Source organism: Coprococcus sp. ART55/1, assembly GCF_000210595.1.
GTDB lineage: Bacteria > Bacillota > Clostridia > Lachnospirales > Lachnospiraceae > Coprococcus > Coprococcus aceti.
In genome coordinates, this window is sequence record NC_021018.1 from 759,904 (window position 1) to 778,225 (window position 18,322).

The window sequence follows — 18,322 nt, forward strand, 5'->3', positions numbered from 1 at the left end:
ATCAAATGCAGGTGTGTTCAATATTTGAATTCCGTCAGATCAAGTGAAATTTATGTGCAAAAGGAAGAGAATAGGTAAAATTTCCACATTGCCCCATATCTTGATAAGTAGTAAAATATAGGCAAATTTTGTATGGCTGGTGTTCAGGAGGAATGAGTATGAATGAAGTCGTTTTGAAGATATATGTCTTTTCGTCAATTATAATAGCCGCCACGGATATTATACTGGCTATGAAATCCATAAAAAAGAATAAGACGACGGGAAGGTTTCTGGGGCTTGCCTGCATAGGAGCAGCTATAGTTGATATCAGTTATCTTATCAGCATTATAAGCGATTCGTATATGGCCATGTCCGTCATGTCGAGTATATATTTCGTAAGCATTGATTATATGCTGGTATGTCTGCTCATATTTATTGTTTATTTTACAAAAGGACGTTTTTCAAAGTGTGGAAGAGCGGCGATAGGCGTATGCTTTTTTTACTGCCTGTATGAGCTTGTAATATTTGCCATAAACCCATTCAAAAATATAGCGATAGGGTATGTCAGAAGAGACACCGTGATAGCAAAATACAGCTATGATATGAAACCGCTGTATGATATGCATCTGGTTTTTTCATATGCGCTTGTGTGTGTAGTACTCATACTCCTTGTAAAGAAACTTTGCAAGATCCCACATGAATATCGTTTGCAGTACAGCAGTGTCATCCTGGGACTTCTTGCGCTTGTCGGGATAAATGCAATATTTCTCTACGTTCCGGGATCGGAGGTGTACAAACTTCTGGATTATTCCATCTGTGGCTATAGTCTTACATCATATATTCTGTACTGGAGCTGCTTTAATTATTCAACCCATGGAATGCTCAATAAACTAAAGACAAACATATTCGAGAATATAGGTCAGGGAATAGTTTTGTTTGATTATGACAATCATTTGATCCTGCACAATGACAGGGCGGATGATTTCCTTGGAAAGGAACTCCTCTGCAAATGTGAGAATCTGCAGCAGTTTCTTGAGACGTATGATCTGTCCGTTGATCTTGCAGCTGATGACGACAGTTTTTCTCTGCAGTGCTATATAAAAGGTGATGACGGAGACAGACCTTTAAGGTGCGATATCAGAAGGCTTGACAACAGGGAAGGTCGCAGGCTTGGTCAGATGTTTGTATTTTCTGATATATCTCTGGAGACGGATATGCTTACAGGATTTCAGAAATGGGATAGCTTTCAGAGACTTGCCATGGAAGAGGTGGACCATTTTACGTTTCCGGTTGGAGTGGCAATATGCGATATCAACGGATTGTCTGTGATCAACAGCACTCGTAGTAATCAGGCGGGTGACCAGAGGATAAATGCACTTGCGGGCATCATGAGAAAGAACTTTCCAGAGAGAACATATTATGTCAGGGGTATTGATGCGCACCTGATAGCACTTTGCAGTCACAGCAATGAGGAAGAGATGGCTGCATGTGTTGAAAAGGTCAAAGAACAGTTTGATGGAAGTATACAGTATGCAGTGGGGGTGGCTGCGGATGAGGGACAGAGCATAGTCGCTGCAATCATTGATGCGGCAACAGCCATGAAGACAAAAAAGCTTGTGGACAGTGAATCGTTGCACTCGGATATGCTGACATCACTCATAAGGGCTCTTGAGGAGTGCGACAGCGATACGGAACAGCATGTGCGCCGTACACAGGAGATGGGGGCTGAGCTTGGCAGACGAATAGAGCTGTCAGATATCCAGCAGAGCAAGCTGGCACTTCTTTGCCTGCTCCATGACATAGGAAAGGTAGGAGTTCCTATGGAGATACTCAACAAGCCGGGAAAACTCACAGATGAGGAATGGAAGATCATGCGTTCCCACGTTGAGAAGGGATACGAGATCGCCATGAGCAACACAGAGCTCAGACAGATCGCGGAGGAGATAAGGCATCATCATGAGAGATGGGATGGAAATGGATATCCGGATGGGCTGAGCCGTGAGAGCATACCGGTTCTGTCGCGTGTGATCGCGGTGGTCGATGCATTTGACGCAATGATCAATGACAGACCTTACAGAAAGGGTATGCCGATACCAAAAGCGATAGAAGAATTAAAGAGCTGCGCTGGCAGTCAGTTTGATCCGTATATAGTTTCGGAGTTTATCAGGCTTGTATCAGAGAAGTATGCGGATTCTCTGGCAGCTGACTCAACGCAGGGGGCTGCTGATGGGGGTGTTAGTGTAGATGGTAATGGCGAGAATATAGGAGAGCGCACTGTCCCAGGAGATGGTCTGGCGGACTCTGATGGTGATGGCGTCAGCACAGACGACGGACAGACAGAGATCCGGATCATGGCGCGTAGGCAGATGGTGGATTCTTCTGAATATGGCAAGGATGCGTTTCGTGTACATACAGTAAAGCACAGCAGATATCTGGTGGATGAAAACTGGAGGATCATATCTGTAGATGATAATTTTGAGGAGCTGACGGGTTACAGCAAGGAGGACATAGAGAATAATATCATAAACCAGATCGACCTTATACCGGATGAGGATAAAACAGAATATCTCTGCCAGGTAAATGCGAATCTGGCAAAAAGTACATTTGTATTTCAGGAACACAAGATACATCGGAAGGATGGCAGGGATATATATGTATTATGCTCTGGAAGAATGTTTTATGATTCGGCACTTCAGAAGGACAGAGGGGAAATAGTAATAGTGGATGTATCAAGTACATATGCCCTGAAGATGCTGACAGATGCGGAGCAGAATAAGGCGGATGTGAGACTCAGAAACTGGGAGAATACCTATCGTACAGATCCACTCACGGGACTTTTGAACCATGCAGCATTTAGAAGTGACATGGAGCAGAGACTTCTTGAGTGTACGCACACAGCGGTGATGATCATGATGGATGTAGACAGATTCAAGCAGTACAACGACACCTACGGACATCACAACGGCGACAAATTTCTTGTCCTTGTGGCACAGACACTGCAGGCAGCACTCCGCGGTGATGACTACGCATGCCGTATGGGTGGTGATGAATTTGCAGCTATGCTGTTCTTCAACAAGAGTGTGTCTGATGACGTGATAAGGGAACGTGCTCAGCAGATATTTGACAAGGTGAACCTGACTGTGAAGGCCACTGAGGGAGGAACAGGGATATCCATGGGAGCTGTGATCGCAAGAACTGAACTGACATTCAATGAGATGTATGAGGAGGCGGATAACGCCCTCTATGATGTTAAGGAGAGTGGAAGAGGCAGGATTGAGGTGAAGAGGCATGGGGAGTAGATCGTATATTTTCAAAGAAGTTCACAAAGAACTCCACAAAGAACCTTTGCTTCCTATGAGTCTGATCTTGTTTGCCGTAATTTTGGCATATTCTTTTCGACTTATTGGAAGAGGAAGTTTCTATCCTACTCTGTTTTCTTATCTGCGTAGTTTCATTTATATCGGGCTTTATGCCGCCTGGGGAATTTCAATCCGCCAACGTATCGTGCAGAAACAGGTCGGACAATATCTGGTAGGCGTTTCGGTGCTTTTGATTTTGTGGTTTACCTTTCGCTCAGCCAAATACTTTATATTCTGGCAGCCGGTTGCAATAAGATACCAGTGGTATCTATTCTATCTGCCAATGCTGTTTGTACCCATGCTTGCACTGCTGATCGCAATGTCTCTGGGCAAGCCCGATGAATATAAACTGCCAAAATCTGTCTGGCTATTGTCTGTCGTTTCGGGAGTTTTGCTTATTCTAGTGCTTACGAATGATTTACATCAATTAGTTTTCACATTCCCTAAAGATGCGGATGTCTGGTCTGATACAGATCATGGCTACGGTGTGTGCTATTTTGCCGTGATCGTATGGCAGGTGTTTTGTGCCGTAGCAGCGCTTATTTTTATGCTCTTTAAATGCAGGTTAAAGAACGGTAAGCATCGTTATTTGCCCGTAATTCCATTTGCGATATCGCTGGCTTATCTTGCATTGAACTATGTTGGTACGCCATGGCTGAAACATTTATTCGGTGACGTTACGGCGTTTCAAAGTCTTATGTATATGCTCGGTTTCGAGGCTTGCATTGCCTGCGGATATATTCATTCAAACAGCCGTTACGCAGATCTTTTTGCCTCATCTGTCGGCACATCGGCAGAAATTACTGACAGAGACTTCAACATTCGCTATGCAGCGTTGAATATTGAACCTATATCAAAAGAAACAATGAGAAAAGCCGAGAAAGCTCCTGTCACAGTAGACGGTGGGCTGACCGTACATACTATGCCCATCGGCGGCGGTTATGCGGTATGGACAGAGGATGTGTCGGCGCTGCTTGCCATTAAGGAAGAATCAGAATGTCTTGCGGAAGAACTTGCCGAAAGAAATGAGATCCTTCGCTATGAATACAGGCGGGAGTCGAAACGCCGCAAGGTGGAGGAGCAAAACCGACTGTTCGATCTATTGCAGTCGGCAACACAAAAACAGATCAACCGCATTGCGGCATTGACACAGGAATACCGCCGAATCTCAAAATCTGATACAGACAGAGTTAAAATGCTACTTGCCGAGATTGCCGTTTTATGTAGTTATATCAAACGCCGTAAGCATCTGACACTGCTTGCCGACCGAGATTGTAAGGTTGCAGTCAGCGAGCTTGAGAGAGCTTTTTCCGAATCGTTACAGACATTAAAGCTTTTAAATGTACGCAATACTCTGTATGTGGACAGTGAACTTTCCATGATTTCGGACAAAAATGCTGCTGCGATATTAGATTTTTATGAGGAAGTAATAGAAGCAGATCTTGAAAATTTAACAAGTGTGCAGATAAGCCTCGCAAATATAAACGGATTGCGGCTGTCGCTGAATGTCTGTTGCGAAGCCGACCTGTCGATCTTTTTAAATAAAGGTAACGTTCTTTATGAAATGGACGATGACGCAGGCTACCAGCATCTTGTATTTATTATTGAGGGAGGTGCCGCCGTATGAGTGCCTTTTCTTCACTTCCGGTCTTTTTGCAGACCTTAATACCACTTCTGCTGTTTGTGGAAGCTGTGCTTGAATTGGGACTTTTTATATATCAACTTTCGCATCGTTCAAAATTGCATGATAATTTACCGAGTCTTGTGATTTTTGCGTTTTTGCTTACGCTTTTGTTCTCGGTAACACAGGGGGATCCGTTCAATGGCAAGGATGCGTTTTTATTAGATGCCCCCTGGCTGATTTTCATTACAGTAATTTTCGTTGTTGTTGTTCATTTTGCCTTTGCTATGACGAGAGAGTATCGCCGCCGAAAGAACATGCTATCTCCATTTTCCGTTAAAGATGCCACAGACAAGCTGCCTATGGGTTTGTGCTTTGCTGATCCGAACGGGCGTATTGTCCTTTGCAATGACCGTATGCGTCATCTGTCGTTTGCACTGAGCGGGCATGAGTTTCAGATTACCGATGATCTTGAAAAAGCGTTGGAGCACCCCGATAAAAGTATTATTGCTAACGGAGATTGTTACATACTGCCCGATAAGACAGTTTGGCAATTCCGCAAGCAGAATATAGCCGTTGACAATGATGAAAACTGGCTTCAAATGACAGCGCATAATGTCACTGAACTTTATAATGGCAACGTTCGTCAAACTGCTATTAACGATGAGCTGAAAGAGGTTAATCGAAAGCTACAAGAAATGTATGAACGAATGGCCGATGATATAAAAGAAAAAGAAATTCTTGACCTGAAAATACATATACATGACACAATCGGAAGAAGCTTGCTGACAATTCGTGATATAATGGAAAGCGATGAAAACACTGACAAAAAGCTTGAGGCTTTACAGGAAGCAACCGCAGTGCTTACAAGTGATCGAGTGACAGCCAGCGGAACGATGGAAGAGGTTGTTCAGACAGCGGAAATCCTCGGTGTAACGGTGATGATGGATGGATGCCTTCCGGCCGATTCACTTGCCGAAGAGCTTACCGTTGTCGCTGCAAAAGAATGTGTAACAAATTGTATCAGGCATGCCGGAGGCAATGAGGTATATATCAGCGTAAATGGGCGAAAGGATGTGTTTGATATTACGATAACGAACAATGGCGCTGCACCGTCGGGCCCTATTAAGGAGGGCAGCGGACTCTCGTCGATTCGCCACAGCATAGAATCTGCCGGTGGAGAAATGCACACTGTATATAAACCACGATTTGAATTGCTGCTTATCATTCCAAAGGATGCGTCAAGTTTTATATGAAAACCTGACATGCAGCACCAGCTCTTGCCAAATACGATTATTAATGAGCTGATGTTCAATAAAAGGAGAACGATATATGATAAATACAATACTGGTTGAAGATGATTTATATATTCAAAAGCATTTTGCCGAGCGGCTGAAATCAAACGAAATTTTTCGCCTTGTCGGCGTATATCGTGACGCTTTTGAGGCAGAGAGAAACTGCAATAGCTCAATACAACTTATTCTTATGGATGTACAAACACAGCACAAGCACTCCGGTCTTGCCGCCGCAAAACGTATAAAAAAGGCTTTTCCGAATATCAAAATAGTGATTGTAACCTCACTTGTCGACCCGCAGGTATTGGAACGAGCAAAGACAGGTGCAGCAGACAGCCTGTGGTATAAAGACCACGGCACAGAGGAGCTGATAAGTGTGATAAGGCGTACCCTTGCAGGCGAAAAAGTATTTCCTGACACCTCTCCTGCAATTGAAATGGAAGGCACAATGTCCGATACATTCTCGCCCCGACAGCTTGATATTCTCCGCTTATACATAAAGGGCTTTACATATCAGGAGATTGCCGATAAACTGGGCATCTCCAAAAACGGTGTGCGCTGGAACTTAGACGATATGGTTGAAAAAGGTAGATTTGAGAATCGAGAAGCGTTGGTTGTGACAGCTATTGAGAACAAGCTCATGGTGACCACTTTAAAAGACGAATAGAGTAAATGAACCCCTTGACTGACACGGTCAAGGGGTTTTTATGTCCCAAAGTCAAAAAAAGTTTGAAAATAGTTTTTTCTGTCACTGGCACTTGTGCCAGTGACAGACCTCAAAAAATCCGTACAATAGAATGTGTAAGACTATAGTTGTAGTAGAAAGGGGGGAGCAATGAATGTTGAAATATAACAAATACATTATGACCCTGTTGATGGTTTTAATTATGCCAGCCTTGGTTTCTGGATGTGTGGCAAAACCGTCAGAGGATTCCAATCTGACCGAAGATAAAACAACCGCCACAACCACAGAGGCGACCACAGAAGCAACCACAGAGGCGGCTACAGAAGCAACCATTGAGGCAACTACAGAAGCGACCATAGAAGCAACCACAGAAGCATCGGTACAAAAAGACACAGATTTATCAAGACTTCAAAACACAATTCTTGACAATAAAGAATCGGTTGGAATTGCCTATATCGGTTATGTCGGTTACGAGGCTGATGAGGAAGGAATCCTAAATTTCGTAAAAGACAGTCAGTATGCGGATAAATATGATTTTCTCTGCGGCGCGCCCCTTGTCAATGTGGGTGGTGCGGAGCTTTATGCGGTAGTTATTGCCGATACAAAATACAGTGTGTCTGTTTATCGGGCGGAAATAACTGATAATGGTGAATATTCTGTAAATACCGACAATACACTCTATAATTACAACGGAAATGGAATTGATTATTTTTTACTGCGCTGCAATGAAAGTGAAATACATTCAAATGTATCGCTGAGCTTTAAAAAAGGAAACGACTCTTTTTCGGTATTCCCGATGCTGTCAGGAATGGATGGGCAGCTTGTTGACGGAAATTACTATGATTTTTCAATATATTCCGATTATGGCGGCAGCGGTGAGTCCGAGGATAAGAATGTAGCAATAGCAAGGGAAATCCTTTTGGAGTCTCAGGAGGTGCAATACTACATAAGCATGGGTATGAGTGTACAGTATACGGGCCAGATTGATGAAATTGAGGGACGACCGTAATCTACCGTGTGAGTTAAAGCACGGAATAATAAAATAAAAAAGGGAAAAAGAAAAAAAGGAGGGAAAAAATATGGTAGATATTAAATCAATGGCAGCTGCAACAGCCCCGAGAGAGTTTGAACTCTCTTATACAACCACAATTGAAGATGTATATGAAAAGCTTAGCACACATGCATCGGCTTTTAAAATGCCTTTCAAAATCAAAGGGGGCATCCCAGGAAAGCGCATTTCCTTTGAGAAAGAACCGAACCTAGACGTTACGGTCTGGGTCTTTGTTAAGGATGGCAACAAAATTAAAGTCATGGCAAACATCCAGGAGAACACAACAACCGTCAACGGTATGCGAGTTGACAAAAACAGCGTAATTCAAAAAGGTGTAAGCGGAGTAGCTAATCTTCCTATTCAAAGAGGTGAGTATCTTGATGAGGTGACCGAAAATGTTAAAAAGATACTCAACGGCGAGCAGGTTGAAGATTATGTAGCACCCGTTGGTGTAAACGGCAGTGGACAGACGGAAAAGGATTGGCTTGTAGCCCTTCTTCTCTGCCTTTTCCTCGGCGGAGTTGGTGGCCACCGTTTCTATGTGGGCAAAGTAGGATCAGGCATTCTCTATCTTTTTACCGCCGGCGTTTTTGGAATCGGTGTACTTGTTGATCTGATAAAGATCATTACCGGCAAATTCACTGACAAAGACGGAAATCCTATTCAAAAAAAATAGACAGTACTTCTTGACAGCCTTTAGATAAATATGGCTTAAAATTGGGAACTGTGCCTGAACTCATTCGGGCACAGTCCTGATTGCGAAAGGAGAACTTGTTATGAGTAAAAGAAAAGAGCACATCAAAATGACCATATTTATTATGGTCGCCGGCATAGCATCGATGGTTTTGGGTGTATTCGGAATTGTCACAAGCAGAATTGAAAAGAAAGAATATGCAGCCTCAACTGATATACGGAAAGTTTCCGCTGTTATTGTTGACTTTTCAACCTACGATAGTAAGGATGACAATGGCGATGTAGATTATACAACATATAAATTCAGAATTTCATATGAAATTGACGGAAAGACCTATAAAGGAAAGTGCGAAGAACGCGTTTGGCCAAGAGATATCGCAAAAGGATACACATACGATAAATTGAGAAAAGGCGATACAATAAAAGTAGAGGTCTATAAAACTACAAAAGGAAATTACAAGCTTTCCCCGGAGGGGAATCCCGTTGATTTCCTTCTCTATTGCGCGGCAATCCCTTTTGGCTTGTTCCTTGTTGTTATAATGATATGTGACATTGTAAAAGACAAACGGAAAAAGCAGAGCGAAAATGAAGTGGTCAGCAAGGAATAAATCAGAGGTGATTTTATGGATTTATCAGTATCGCTGTGCATTGCAGCTTCTTTTGCTATATTATGTACATTCTATATCGGTAAAAGTATACTTGTAATGGATTTTTCGGAATATCTTCCCAAGAATTTGAAAAAAGCTAAGCTGGAAAGATTGCTGGCAAAAAGGGAAACTCCTCTACAGGATTCGAAAATCCGAAAGGATATAAGAAAAGCATTTGAAAGAGTACTGATTCCGCTTGGAAAAGCGGATCAAAAGCTTCTTACGGCAAGAATGGACCTGGCTTTCCGAAAAAAAATCGTCAGTCAGATCGACGTACTTAATAAGAATAAGCTATGCCGCAAAATTTACGTCACGGATGTTGTTCCCATTCCTAAAAATAACTTTGAAACATGGAACGATGATGGCAGAGAATGGCGGGAATCGGTTTTGAAGTGCAGCACCCTGGAGCGTTTCGAGTCAATGCAAGGCAACAGGGTTCAGCATGAGATATACCGTAAAAATTCATATCTCCGAATACTTCAGTCGAGACACGTTCGCCGCACAGACAAAAAGAGAATAAGAAAAGCTATTATCACGATATGTTGAGAATAACCTGCCCATCATGCGGTGCAAGAGTCAAGCTGAACAGTCAGCAGGTTACCTGTGAATATTGCGGCGCCGTTATAAGAAACGAGTTTTACGATTGGCAGACTGAATCGTTTGAGATTTATGAAACGATCAGTACAAATATGAAAAGATTTTTACAGCTTCTTTTGTCCGGTTTCATACTTTTCTTAAGTGTCTTTCCATGCTTATACTTGATCGAGGATACGGAGATTTCCCTTGCAGCCGGCGTCGGTGCAGCGATTCTTGCTTTTGGAACGATTGTTACACCTATTATTTGTGGAAAAGTTAAACAAGACAATTTAGCGAAAAAGATCGTAGGATATTCAGAGAACTACCTCAGATCCTGCTTAAACGAATACTTTAGCAAAAACGAAAATGACAATGATCTGCTTGATTTCAGTATCGGCACGATCAAGCTTTTAAAAGTCTCTAACACAGATGAAATAACAACGGTTAAGTCTGAAGTTTATGGAACAAAAACCTTTCTTCCTGAAAATAAGAAACCGTTTACAAAAAAATTTAAAAAGAAACTGACCATGCAAAGGGCTAGATATCCAGAAAAAAGAAAGTCTGACGGTGAATTCTTTGCTGAAAAGGAATGTCCTAGCTGCGGAGCAACATTCTTGCCAGATGAAAACGGATGCTGTTCTTATTGCGGTTATACCCTTCACGGAGATAGCGAAAAGTGGAAAATAAAAAGCTGAATCCTGTTAAAATCCTGCAATGCCGATTAGGGTAGGGAAGGGAAACATTTACATATTATTAATTTTAAAAGGAGGGAAACCTATGAACAAAAAGAAAAAACTTTTGACTGTCGTAACACTTGTCATACTGATGCTCGAGGCATCAGTATTTACTGTTTCGGCAGCGGACAATCATTCGGTTGACGAAAACACAACCTATGTAACCAACTTTGCTGAGCTAGAAAAAGCTCTTGAAGCCACCTCAAACGAGACAAATTCACCCGATAAGCTTGTTGTTCTCAAAAATAACATAGATTACGAAGAGCAAGTTCCGAGCGATTGGAGCTATCAGGATGAGCAGGAGTGGTATTCCGAAATCACAGTTAGCTATCCCGGAAAAATCACCCTTGACTTGAACGGAAAAACCTTGAAAGTTACAACTGATATTCGTTCAGACGAGGAGACAAGGGATCTGTTTGTGGTTTTTTCGGGTTCCAAGGCAAACACCGACTTCACAATTACCACAACCCAGTCCGGCGGACAGATAATCTTTAACTCAACAGCCAACGAAACTTCAATGATCGCTGTGAATAACCCAAACGCAGATGTGAATATTCTTGGAAAAGCAGGGAAGTTTATCAACTATAATCTCACTCTTACAGCACAATCCGGAAGTGACACTTATATAAACGATAAGAACAGGCACCACGTTATTCCTTCTATGATATAAACAATCTCTATATCACCGGTACTCTTATTCAGAATAATGCACGCGTCCCGTCTTGTATATATTCATACGGACCGGAGCCGCAGGGCAATGTTACAATAACAGGAAACTCAGAAATAGAAGTAATTTCAAATCAGCTTCTTAATGAACAGCCGTTCAGCACAATATATTTCCAAAACACCCCATCCAGCAGAAAAGTAAGGCTTGGTGGCTGTTATATTGGACAAAAGGGAAATGTAAATTCAATCTATTACGGTGGCCAGCCTCCTCATTTCTATGACATAGTTCTATCACAATCTCTGGAAAAGCCGAACTATGTTAGTATGCACAACGGTACCAGGGTATACAATACCTGGCCTGACTTTGTTAAGTTGGATGCGGATATAGAAATTATCTCCTCCTGTCACGATTCTGAGCCTGAATTAGAGGAAAGGACATCACTTCTTGGTCACTACAAGTACTGTAAAAAGTGTGATGCTCTTGAAAGCTTCCAGGAGCATCAGTTTGGCAGAACTCTCGCTGCTAAAGAGGCAACATGCATCAGAAAGGGAAGAACGGTCGGCTATGAGTGCTTCGGCTGCAAATATTATGAGGGTTACACCGAACTGCCAGCACTTGGACACGATTTGAGCGACACCTATACGGTTGACTGGCCGGCAACCTGCGACAAAGATGGAAGGGAATCCAGACACTGCAAACACACAGGCTGTGAGTATGCAATTCAGAAAGTCATTCCGAAGCAGCACCAGAGCCTTGTATGTAATGGCACATACTGCCAAAGCTGCAAGCAATATGTTAACCCGACCAAAATAGGTTACGGTGACAATTCCTGTAAAAACATAACCGCTTACTTCTTTACTCCGACGGAAACGAAGGTTTATCTTATCACCATAACTTCGTCAAATCTCGGCAGCGGAAATATTCAGGGAACAGAAGTAAACCTTGTTGAGAATAACAAGCTTAGTGAATTCGTCTCTAGTAACGATAAAGGCAAAGTTACCGAAGTCAGACTTGAAAAAGACAAAACCTACGATGTTACACCGTATATCACTAATTCAGAAAGTCAAGACTGCATAGTTAACATCTCCTGTAAGGAACATAATGCGGTTATAGATAACGAAATTAAAGCAACCTGCACAAAGACGGGTCTCACCAAAGGTAAGCACTGCTCGGTTTGCAACACCGTTATAGTCGCTCAGACCAAAGTCAAGGCTCTCGGACATAAGTACTCCAAGTCTGTTGTCAAGGCTACTTTTACCTCAAATGGCAAGATTACCAAGAAGTGCACTGTTTGCAGTACGATAGCACCAACAATTTCGATAGCGAGAATTAAGTCAGTTTCGCTGAAAAAGTCGGCGTATACATATAACGGAAAGGTTCAGAAGCCTTCGGTCATCGTTAAGGATGCAAACAAAAAAACGCTTAAGAATGGAACAGATTACACCGTTGCTTACAGTAAAAACAAAAATATCGGCAAGGCAACAGTAACCGTTACCTTCAAGGGCAATTACAGCGGCAGCAAAAAGCTGAATTTCAACATTCTTCCCGCCGCGACGAGCAAGATCAGCGTTAAGCAGACCACAAACTCAATCACGGCTTCATGGAAAAAGGTTGCCGGTGTAAGCGGATACAGAGTATACCTTTACAAGGGCAAAAAGCTTGTCAATAGAGCTGATACAACGAAGCTCTCACACACATTTAAAAAGCTTTCAAAGGGTACGGAGTACAAGATTGTTGTCAAAGCCTATAAGAAGATTGATGGCAAAAAGGTTCTTTCTCTCGTTTCAAAGGAGCTTCTGACCGCAACAAAGCTTTCTGCGCCGACTTCGGTCAAGGTCAAAGCAGGAAATAAAATGGCAACCGTCAGTTGGACAAAGGTTAAGAGTGCAAACAGCTATACGGTATATTACAGCACAAAGAAAAACAGCGGCTTCAAAAAGCTCACTGTTATCAAAAACAGCGCAAACATCAAAAAGCTTTCAAGCGGCAAGACCTACTACTTCAAGGTTGTTGCCAACAAGAAGGCTGGAAAGGCTGTTGTGGCTTCTGATTTCAGCAAGCTTGTCAGCGCGAAAATCAAGTAATGGTGTTATCTGAACCGGTCAACAGATAACCGCAAAACCCCGAAGCAGAAATACTCTGCAGCGGGGTTTTTTGTGGCAAAAAAACGGTGTTTCTGTTATGCTAGATATATTAAGAGATTGATATGTAGTGATGTTATTTTGACATTAAGAAAGGTTCAAGGTACTGCTTATGATAAAAAGGAAATTAGCAACATTTATGTTGACATTAATACTGGTGATGACAGGTGTATCGACGATTCGAGTGATAGGCTATGCGCAGGAAGAATCTGTTGGTTCATTAACAAATCCCCAAGAGGGAGTTACAGAATATAAGTACAGTGCTGAAAGTGATTCTCAAAAAGGTGTCGCATTAAAGGTTGAATGGAACGAACCCAAATTAGGAGAGGATACAACATTCCACGTTTCGGCGGATGGTGGCAGTGGCCGGTATTTGTTTAGAATGGATGCACCGAGTTATTCCAATCCGGGTGAGTATAGTTTTGAATCCGTGGCGGATCCAAGCCGCGGAGCGTGGATTCAATATACAGATGAGTGCGAATCTCACGACTTTGAATTCACAATGACCGCTTCGGGAATCTATAACTTCAGGTTTTATGTAATGGACAAGACGTCAGGTGTCTATTATATGCGTGTGAGCACAAATATACAGGTATCTGACAAGGCTTATCCGAGCGTGGGTGACATCGTGAATGCTGCGGTAAAAAAGTGTAGCAAGGAGACTGATGGTTCAGACTATGAAAAGGCATTGTGGCTGCATGACTGGCTGTTGCAGCAGCTTGATTACGATCATTCCCTGAAATGGTCTTCGGCAGAGAGCGCACTGGCACGAAAGCTGGGCACATGTCAAGCCTATGAGAGTGCCTATTCAAAACTGCTTACTGCAGCCGGCATAACAAATGCTGAGACAAGGGATACCTATGATGGACATACCTGGAATGCCATGAAGCTGGATGGCAAATGGTATCAAGTGGACTGTACATGGGATGATACAAAGGACAATTATTATAACTTTGATCCTACGCATTTGTATTTTGGACTGACGGATGAACTCATGGCGTTGGCACACAACGGTCATAATAAGATTTATACGGCAAGCGGTTATGGCACACGTTCCACAAGTCTGGCAGATAACTATTTTGTCAGGAACGGAGATGCCGCAAAGTGGGCGCGGGCTTACGCTGACAGGATTCAGAAAAATCTCAATGCAGGTAAAACCAAATTCGAAGTCAGTACTGACAATGCGTCATATCCGCCGAGCATTTCGGGTATTCAAAATGGGATTATTGCATATGCCTTAAATCAGATGACGTGGAAGGCGGGAAGTAAAAAGGTTGCATTGCGTGTGGCGGGAGCATCCACCAAGCTTTCTTTTACTGCAAAATACACGGACACAGTAAAGCGCGTGAGAATAGCATTTGCTCCAAATGGAGGGCGAGTGAGTTCCGGAAGTAAGACAGTCATTTGTGGAAAAACTTACGGAGCACTGCCGGCACCGACCAGAAGGGGATATACATTTGCAGGCTGGTACACAGCAAAGAGTGGCGGCAGCAGGATCGGCAGCAGCTCGGTTGTGAGGACCACCAGGAATCAGACATTATACGCAAGGTGGAAGCTGGTAAAGTATAAGATCCAGTACAGGCTTGGCAAGGGGACAAACAGCCGGTCAAATCCAGCCGGTTATACCGTCACATCTAGGACTATAGTCTTGAAGAATCCGGTCAGAAAGGGTTATACATTCAAGGGGTGGTACAGCGATCCAAAATTCAAGAAAAAGGTTACGAAGATTGCAGCCGGTAGCACCGGCAGCAGGAAACTCTATGCCAGGTGGGTGAGAAAATAAATTCGTATAAATCGATGCAAAACGAAGAATAGCCCCTTTGTTGTCGAATTGTGGAAAATGTGCGATAATGAGTGATGGAGAAAATATTTGGCGCCAAGGAGGCATAAAGGGGATTATGGCAAAAATTGCGTTTTGTGATGATGATGTTTCTGTGCTTGCTGAGATGCAAAGGCTTATGGAACAGTATTGTGCGGAGAGAGACTGCAAAATAGAATACAATATTTTTAATCATCCTTTTGACCTGGTGGCGGAAATAGAGAAGGGAAACAGATATGATATCCTGTTTATGGATGTCTTGATGCCGGGAGAGAATGGAATTGAAGCGGCAACGGAGATACGAAAATACGATAAAAACGTCAAGATCATATTTGTCACTTCGTCCTCTGAGTTTGCGGTGCAGTCTTACGTTATAGGCGCATACTATTATCAATTAAAGCCCATCTGGGCAGAGAGCTTTTTCCGTTTGCTTGATTCTGTGCTTGCAGCCTGTAAAAAGGAGGCGGAGACCAGCCTCATTCTGCGATGTAAGAGTGGAATCACCCGTATAGATATAAAAGCCCTGGAATATTGCGAAGTCATTCACCGCACCCTTATATTTCACCTGAATACAGGAAAAGTACTGGAAAGCGCCGGCAGCATGGATGAGCTTGTAAAGCAGCTTTCCACGTATCCTTTTTTTCACAGACCTCACCGTTCTTATCTGGTAAATCTGGAATATGTGCAAAACATAACATTTAGGGGGATTACCATGTCTAGTCTTGCAGAAATACCGGTTCCACGGGGAAAATACAATGAAGTAAAGGATGCATTCCTTGAATATGCGTTCCAGAACAGGCAGGTAATGATATGAGCCTATATATTTCGCTTCTTAACAATATGGCTGTGAGCTTTTTTGGGGGAATATTATCAGCGTCATTTTGTAATGCGCTGTCCACTAGGAAAAGAAAACTCATTTTCATAGGATGCATGGTTTTACTCCCGCTGATACAGAGCATATTATATTTCAGCAAGGGCGCTGATTTTGTAAGACATATTTATCCGTTGGCGGTGCATCTTCCATTGGTCATTGTTCTCTGGATGTTGACAGGAAAATTGCTGTGGTCTGTTTTTTCTGTACAGGCGGCATACTTGTGCTGCGAACTTAGAAGATGGGTTGCACTTGCCACAGTTGCTGCATTTTCGGGAAGGCAGATGATGCAGGATATTACAGAACTTGTGGTTACAATCCCTGCATTGCTGCTTCTGCTTAATTTTGTGTCACCTGCAGTCAGAGGATTGTCAGATAAAAGTCTCAGGGAGCAATGGCAGTTTGGAATCATACCGGCGCTATATTATGTATTTGACTATTTTACAATAGTGTATACGAACCTTCTTTTGAGTGGCAGTTACGTTGTAGCGGAATTTATGCCTTTTGTATGCTGTGTTGCATATCTGGCCTTTCTCTTATATAACTCCAAAAAGGAACAGATGCAGAATGAGATGAAGCTGATCCGGAATAATCTGGATCTGCAGTTAAGTCAGGCGGTGAGGGAAATCAGCAGTCTGCGCGAGTCGCAGACATTGACCAGACAGTATCGCCATGATATGCGTCATCACCTGCAGTATGTGTCTACATGTATAGAAAATGGTGAAGTTGAACAGGCGCAGGCTTATATATCGGGAATATGTAAGGAGATTGAGGCGCAGAAGGTCCAAATATACTGTGAAAATGAGGCAGTGAATCTGATCCTATCTTCATTTGCGGGTAGAGCCAGGAAGAAAGAAATTGAAATAAAGATACAATGTGCAATTCCCGCAGATCTTACTGTGTCGGAAAGTGATCTGTGTGTGCTCTTGTCTAATGCCTTGGAAAATGCCTTGCATGCATGTGTGCCTTTGGCTGCAGAGGGAAGATCATGCGAGATTGATGTGAATTTTTATGAAAGAAATAAACACCTTTTTTTACAGGTGGTAAATGACTGTAAAGCTCCCATAAAGTTTCAAAATGGAATACCTGTGTCTGATATGGAAGGACATGGAATAGGCGTTCAGAGCATATGTGCGATCGTGCAGCGTTACGGCGGGGTTTTCAGCTTTGCGGAAAAGGATGGCAAGTTTACGCTCAGACTGTCATTGTAAAAGAGTGTCGATTCGATACATTTTTGGTACGATTCGTGCATTTAGACCTCACTGATTGCAAATACATAATAAAATATACTCAGATTATGTGATTGCAATAAAGAGGAGGAAATTATTATGAAAAAGGCAATGAAAAAACTGATGGTTCTCATAATGACCATGATGATGGGAATGTCTCTGGTGGCATGCGGCGGTGCAGATAAGCAGCCTGCGATTGATGCGTTCAATAAGACAAGTACATCTTTTAATGAGGTTGCAAACATTATCAACGAAAATCCACAGGCTTATGATCAGGATTTGGTTGATACAATGGTCGACATGGCCGGTGTGCTCAATGAGCATAAACAGATCTTAGAGAGCGATGATGATGTTGAGGAAGAAAAGCTTCAGGAAATGATCGACTGGTATGGTACGGTTGATGAGTGGGTTGCTCAGGTTAAGGAAGAAATTTCAAAATAGTTTATTATTAGATCATGTGGTGAAGACTTCATACCAGAGGGGCGGGCGCATTGGAGTGCCTGCCCTTTTTTAATAGCAAAAATTAAAATTCTCTTGCTATATTGCAAAAAGACGTATAAAATGCATGTGTATTTTTATGTCTTATATCTCAGTCTGGACTCTATCTTCGACAGAGATATACATTCCGTGAGGATTGCTGAGCCGCTGATATGATATATGTCAGCAGAGCTGACTGGCAGCTTGCGGCAAGATTCGCCAGCGAATCTTAAGAAGAAAGACATTCAAATAAGAATATGGCAAAGGAAATAGTGGAATTATGAAAAAGGTAGTAAAATTTGGCGGAAGTTCATTGGCAAGTGCAGAGCAGTTTAAAAAGGTTGGAGCAATCATCACATCAGATGAGAGCCGTGTATACGTTGTTCCTTCTGCACCTGGAAAGAGATTTTCAGATGATACAAAGGTAACAGATATGCTCCTTCATGTGTATGAAACTGCGAAGGCAGGGAATGATTTC

At 42.6% G+C, this 18,322-nt stretch carries 16 protein-coding genes; all 16 read left to right on the top strand.

Annotation, left to right across the window (positions count from 1 at the left end; all coding sequences use genetic code 11):
* Positions 1 to 158: 158 nt before the first annotated feature.
* The gene (locus tag CCU_RS03675; protein WP_015533617.1) at positions 159 to 3,278 is read left to right on the top strand and encodes a diguanylate cyclase domain-containing protein; all 3,120 of its coding nucleotides are present in this window, start codon (positions 159 to 161) and stop codon (positions 3,276 to 3,278) included.
* Positions 3,268 to 4,965, top strand: coding sequence for a histidine kinase N-terminal 7TM domain-containing protein (locus tag CCU_RS03680; RefSeq protein WP_015533618.1), 1,698 nt, complete (start codon positions 3,268 to 3,270; stop codon positions 4,963 to 4,965). The genes CCU_RS03675 and CCU_RS03680 overlap by 11 nt, the downstream gene beginning before the upstream one ends.
* Positions 4,962 to 6,215: an ATP-binding protein gene (locus CCU_RS03685; RefSeq protein WP_015533619.1), complete on the top strand. Its 1,254-nt coding sequence runs from the start codon at positions 4,962 to 4,964 to the stop codon at positions 6,213 to 6,215. Before CCU_RS03680 ends, CCU_RS03685 begins: the two co-directional genes overlap by 4 nt.
* Positions 6,216 to 6,291: 76 nt before the next feature.
* Positions 6,292 to 6,921: a DNA-binding response regulator gene (locus CCU_RS03690; RefSeq protein ID WP_015533620.1), complete on the top strand. Its 630-nt coding sequence runs from the start codon at positions 6,292 to 6,294 to the stop codon at positions 6,919 to 6,921.
* 172 nt (positions 6,922 to 7,093) lie between these two features.
* Positions 7,094 to 7,948 (top strand): hypothetical protein, encoded by an 855-nt coding sequence (locus tag CCU_RS03695; RefSeq protein WP_015533621.1) that lies wholly within the window; start codon positions 7,094 to 7,096, stop codon positions 7,946 to 7,948.
* A 70-nt stretch (positions 7,949 to 8,018) separates the two neighbouring features.
* Entirely contained in the window at positions 8,019 to 8,666 is a 648-nt protein-coding gene (locus tag CCU_RS03700; RefSeq protein WP_015533622.1) for a TM2 domain-containing protein, read from the top strand.
* 100 nt (positions 8,667 to 8,766) lie between these two features.
* Positions 8,767 to 9,291, top strand: coding sequence for a DUF3592 domain-containing protein (locus CCU_RS03705; RefSeq protein ID WP_015533623.1), 525 nt, complete (start codon positions 8,767 to 8,769; stop codon positions 9,289 to 9,291).
* A 15-nt stretch (positions 9,292 to 9,306) separates the two neighbouring features.
* On the top strand, positions 9,307 to 9,876 hold the full coding sequence (locus tag CCU_RS14010; protein WP_015533624.1) for a hypothetical protein: 570 nt from the start codon (positions 9,307 to 9,309) through the stop codon (positions 9,874 to 9,876).
* Entirely contained in the window at positions 9,870 to 10,601 is a 732-nt protein-coding gene (locus CCU_RS14015) for a zinc ribbon domain-containing protein (RefSeq protein WP_015533625.1), read from the top strand. Before CCU_RS14010 ends, CCU_RS14015 begins: the two co-directional genes overlap by 7 nt.
* A gap of 82 nt (positions 10,602 to 10,683) precedes the next feature.
* Positions 10,684 to 11,310 (top strand): hypothetical protein, encoded by a 627-nt coding sequence (locus tag CCU_RS03715; protein WP_015533626.1) that lies wholly within the window; start codon positions 10,684 to 10,686, stop codon positions 11,308 to 11,310.
* A gap of 320 nt (positions 11,311 to 11,630) precedes the next feature.
* Positions 11,631 to 13,391 carry a fibronectin type III domain-containing protein gene (locus tag CCU_RS03720; RefSeq protein ID WP_015533627.1) on the top strand — a complete coding sequence of 587 codons (1,761 nt, stop codon included), beginning with the start codon at positions 11,631 to 11,633 and terminating at the stop codon, positions 13,389 to 13,391.
* Between the two features lie 196 nt (positions 13,392 to 13,587).
* Complete coding sequence (locus CCU_RS03725; protein ID WP_243440844.1) at positions 13,588 to 15,231, top strand: InlB B-repeat-containing protein; 1,644 nt, start codon at positions 13,588 to 13,590, stop codon at positions 15,229 to 15,231.
* A 67-nt stretch (positions 15,232 to 15,298) separates the two neighbouring features.
* Positions 15,299 to 16,081: a LytR/AlgR family response regulator transcription factor gene (locus tag CCU_RS03730; protein WP_243440845.1), complete on the top strand. Its 783-nt coding sequence runs from the start codon at positions 15,299 to 15,301 to the stop codon at positions 16,079 to 16,081.
* A 278-nt stretch (positions 16,082 to 16,359) separates the two neighbouring features.
* Complete coding sequence (locus tag CCU_RS03735) at positions 16,360 to 17,349, top strand: sensor histidine kinase (protein WP_243440846.1); 990 nt, start codon at positions 16,360 to 16,362, stop codon at positions 17,347 to 17,349.
* Positions 17,350 to 17,466: 117 nt separating this feature from the next.
* Positions 17,467 to 17,808 carry a hypothetical protein gene (locus CCU_RS03740; protein WP_015533631.1) on the top strand — a complete coding sequence of 114 codons (342 nt, stop codon included), beginning with the start codon at positions 17,467 to 17,469 and terminating at the stop codon, positions 17,806 to 17,808.
* Between the two features lie 316 nt (positions 17,809 to 18,124).
* Positions 18,125 to 18,322, top strand: a 198-nt coding sequence (locus CCU_RS03745) for an amino acid kinase family protein (protein ID WP_442852312.1), incomplete at its 3' end; no start/stop codon positions are given.

Excerpts from the sequence above, each read along its gene's own strand:
- CCU_RS03675 (WP_015533617.1), top strand. The coding sequence starts at position 159 with ATGAATGAAGTCGTTTTGAAGATATATGTCTTTTCGTCAATTATAATA.
- CCU_RS03680 (WP_015533618.1), top strand. The coding sequence starts at position 3,268 with ATGGGGAGTAGATCGTATATTTTCAAAGAAGTTCACAAAGAACTCCAC.
- CCU_RS03685 (WP_015533619.1), top strand. The coding sequence starts at position 4,962 with ATGAGTGCCTTTTCTTCACTTCCGGTCTTTTTGCAGACCTTAATACCA.
- CCU_RS03690 (WP_015533620.1), top strand. The coding sequence starts at position 6,292 with ATGATAAATACAATACTGGTTGAAGATGATTTATATATTCAAAAGCAT.
- CCU_RS03695 (WP_015533621.1), top strand. The coding sequence starts at position 7,094 with ATGTTGAAATATAACAAATACATTATGACCCTGTTGATGGTTTTAATT.
- CCU_RS03700 (WP_015533622.1), top strand. The coding sequence starts at position 8,019 with ATGGTAGATATTAAATCAATGGCAGCTGCAACAGCCCCGAGAGAGTTT.
- CCU_RS03705 (WP_015533623.1), top strand. The coding sequence starts at position 8,767 with ATGAGTAAAAGAAAAGAGCACATCAAAATGACCATATTTATTATGGTC.
- CCU_RS14010 (WP_015533624.1), top strand. The coding sequence starts at position 9,307 with ATGGATTTATCAGTATCGCTGTGCATTGCAGCTTCTTTTGCTATATTA.
- CCU_RS14015 (WP_015533625.1), top strand. The coding sequence starts at position 9,870 with ATGTTGAGAATAACCTGCCCATCATGCGGTGCAAGAGTCAAGCTGAAC.
- CCU_RS03715 (WP_015533626.1), top strand. The coding sequence starts at position 10,684 with ATGAACAAAAAGAAAAAACTTTTGACTGTCGTAACACTTGTCATACTG.
- CCU_RS03720 (WP_015533627.1), top strand. The coding sequence starts at position 11,631 with ATGCACAACGGTACCAGGGTATACAATACCTGGCCTGACTTTGTTAAG.
- CCU_RS03725 (WP_243440844.1), top strand. The coding sequence starts at position 13,588 with ATGTTGACATTAATACTGGTGATGACAGGTGTATCGACGATTCGAGTG.
- CCU_RS03730 (WP_243440845.1), top strand. The coding sequence starts at position 15,299 with ATGAGTGATGGAGAAAATATTTGGCGCCAAGGAGGCATAAAGGGGATT.
- CCU_RS03740 (WP_015533631.1), top strand. The coding sequence starts at position 17,467 with ATGAAAAAGGCAATGAAAAAACTGATGGTTCTCATAATGACCATGATG.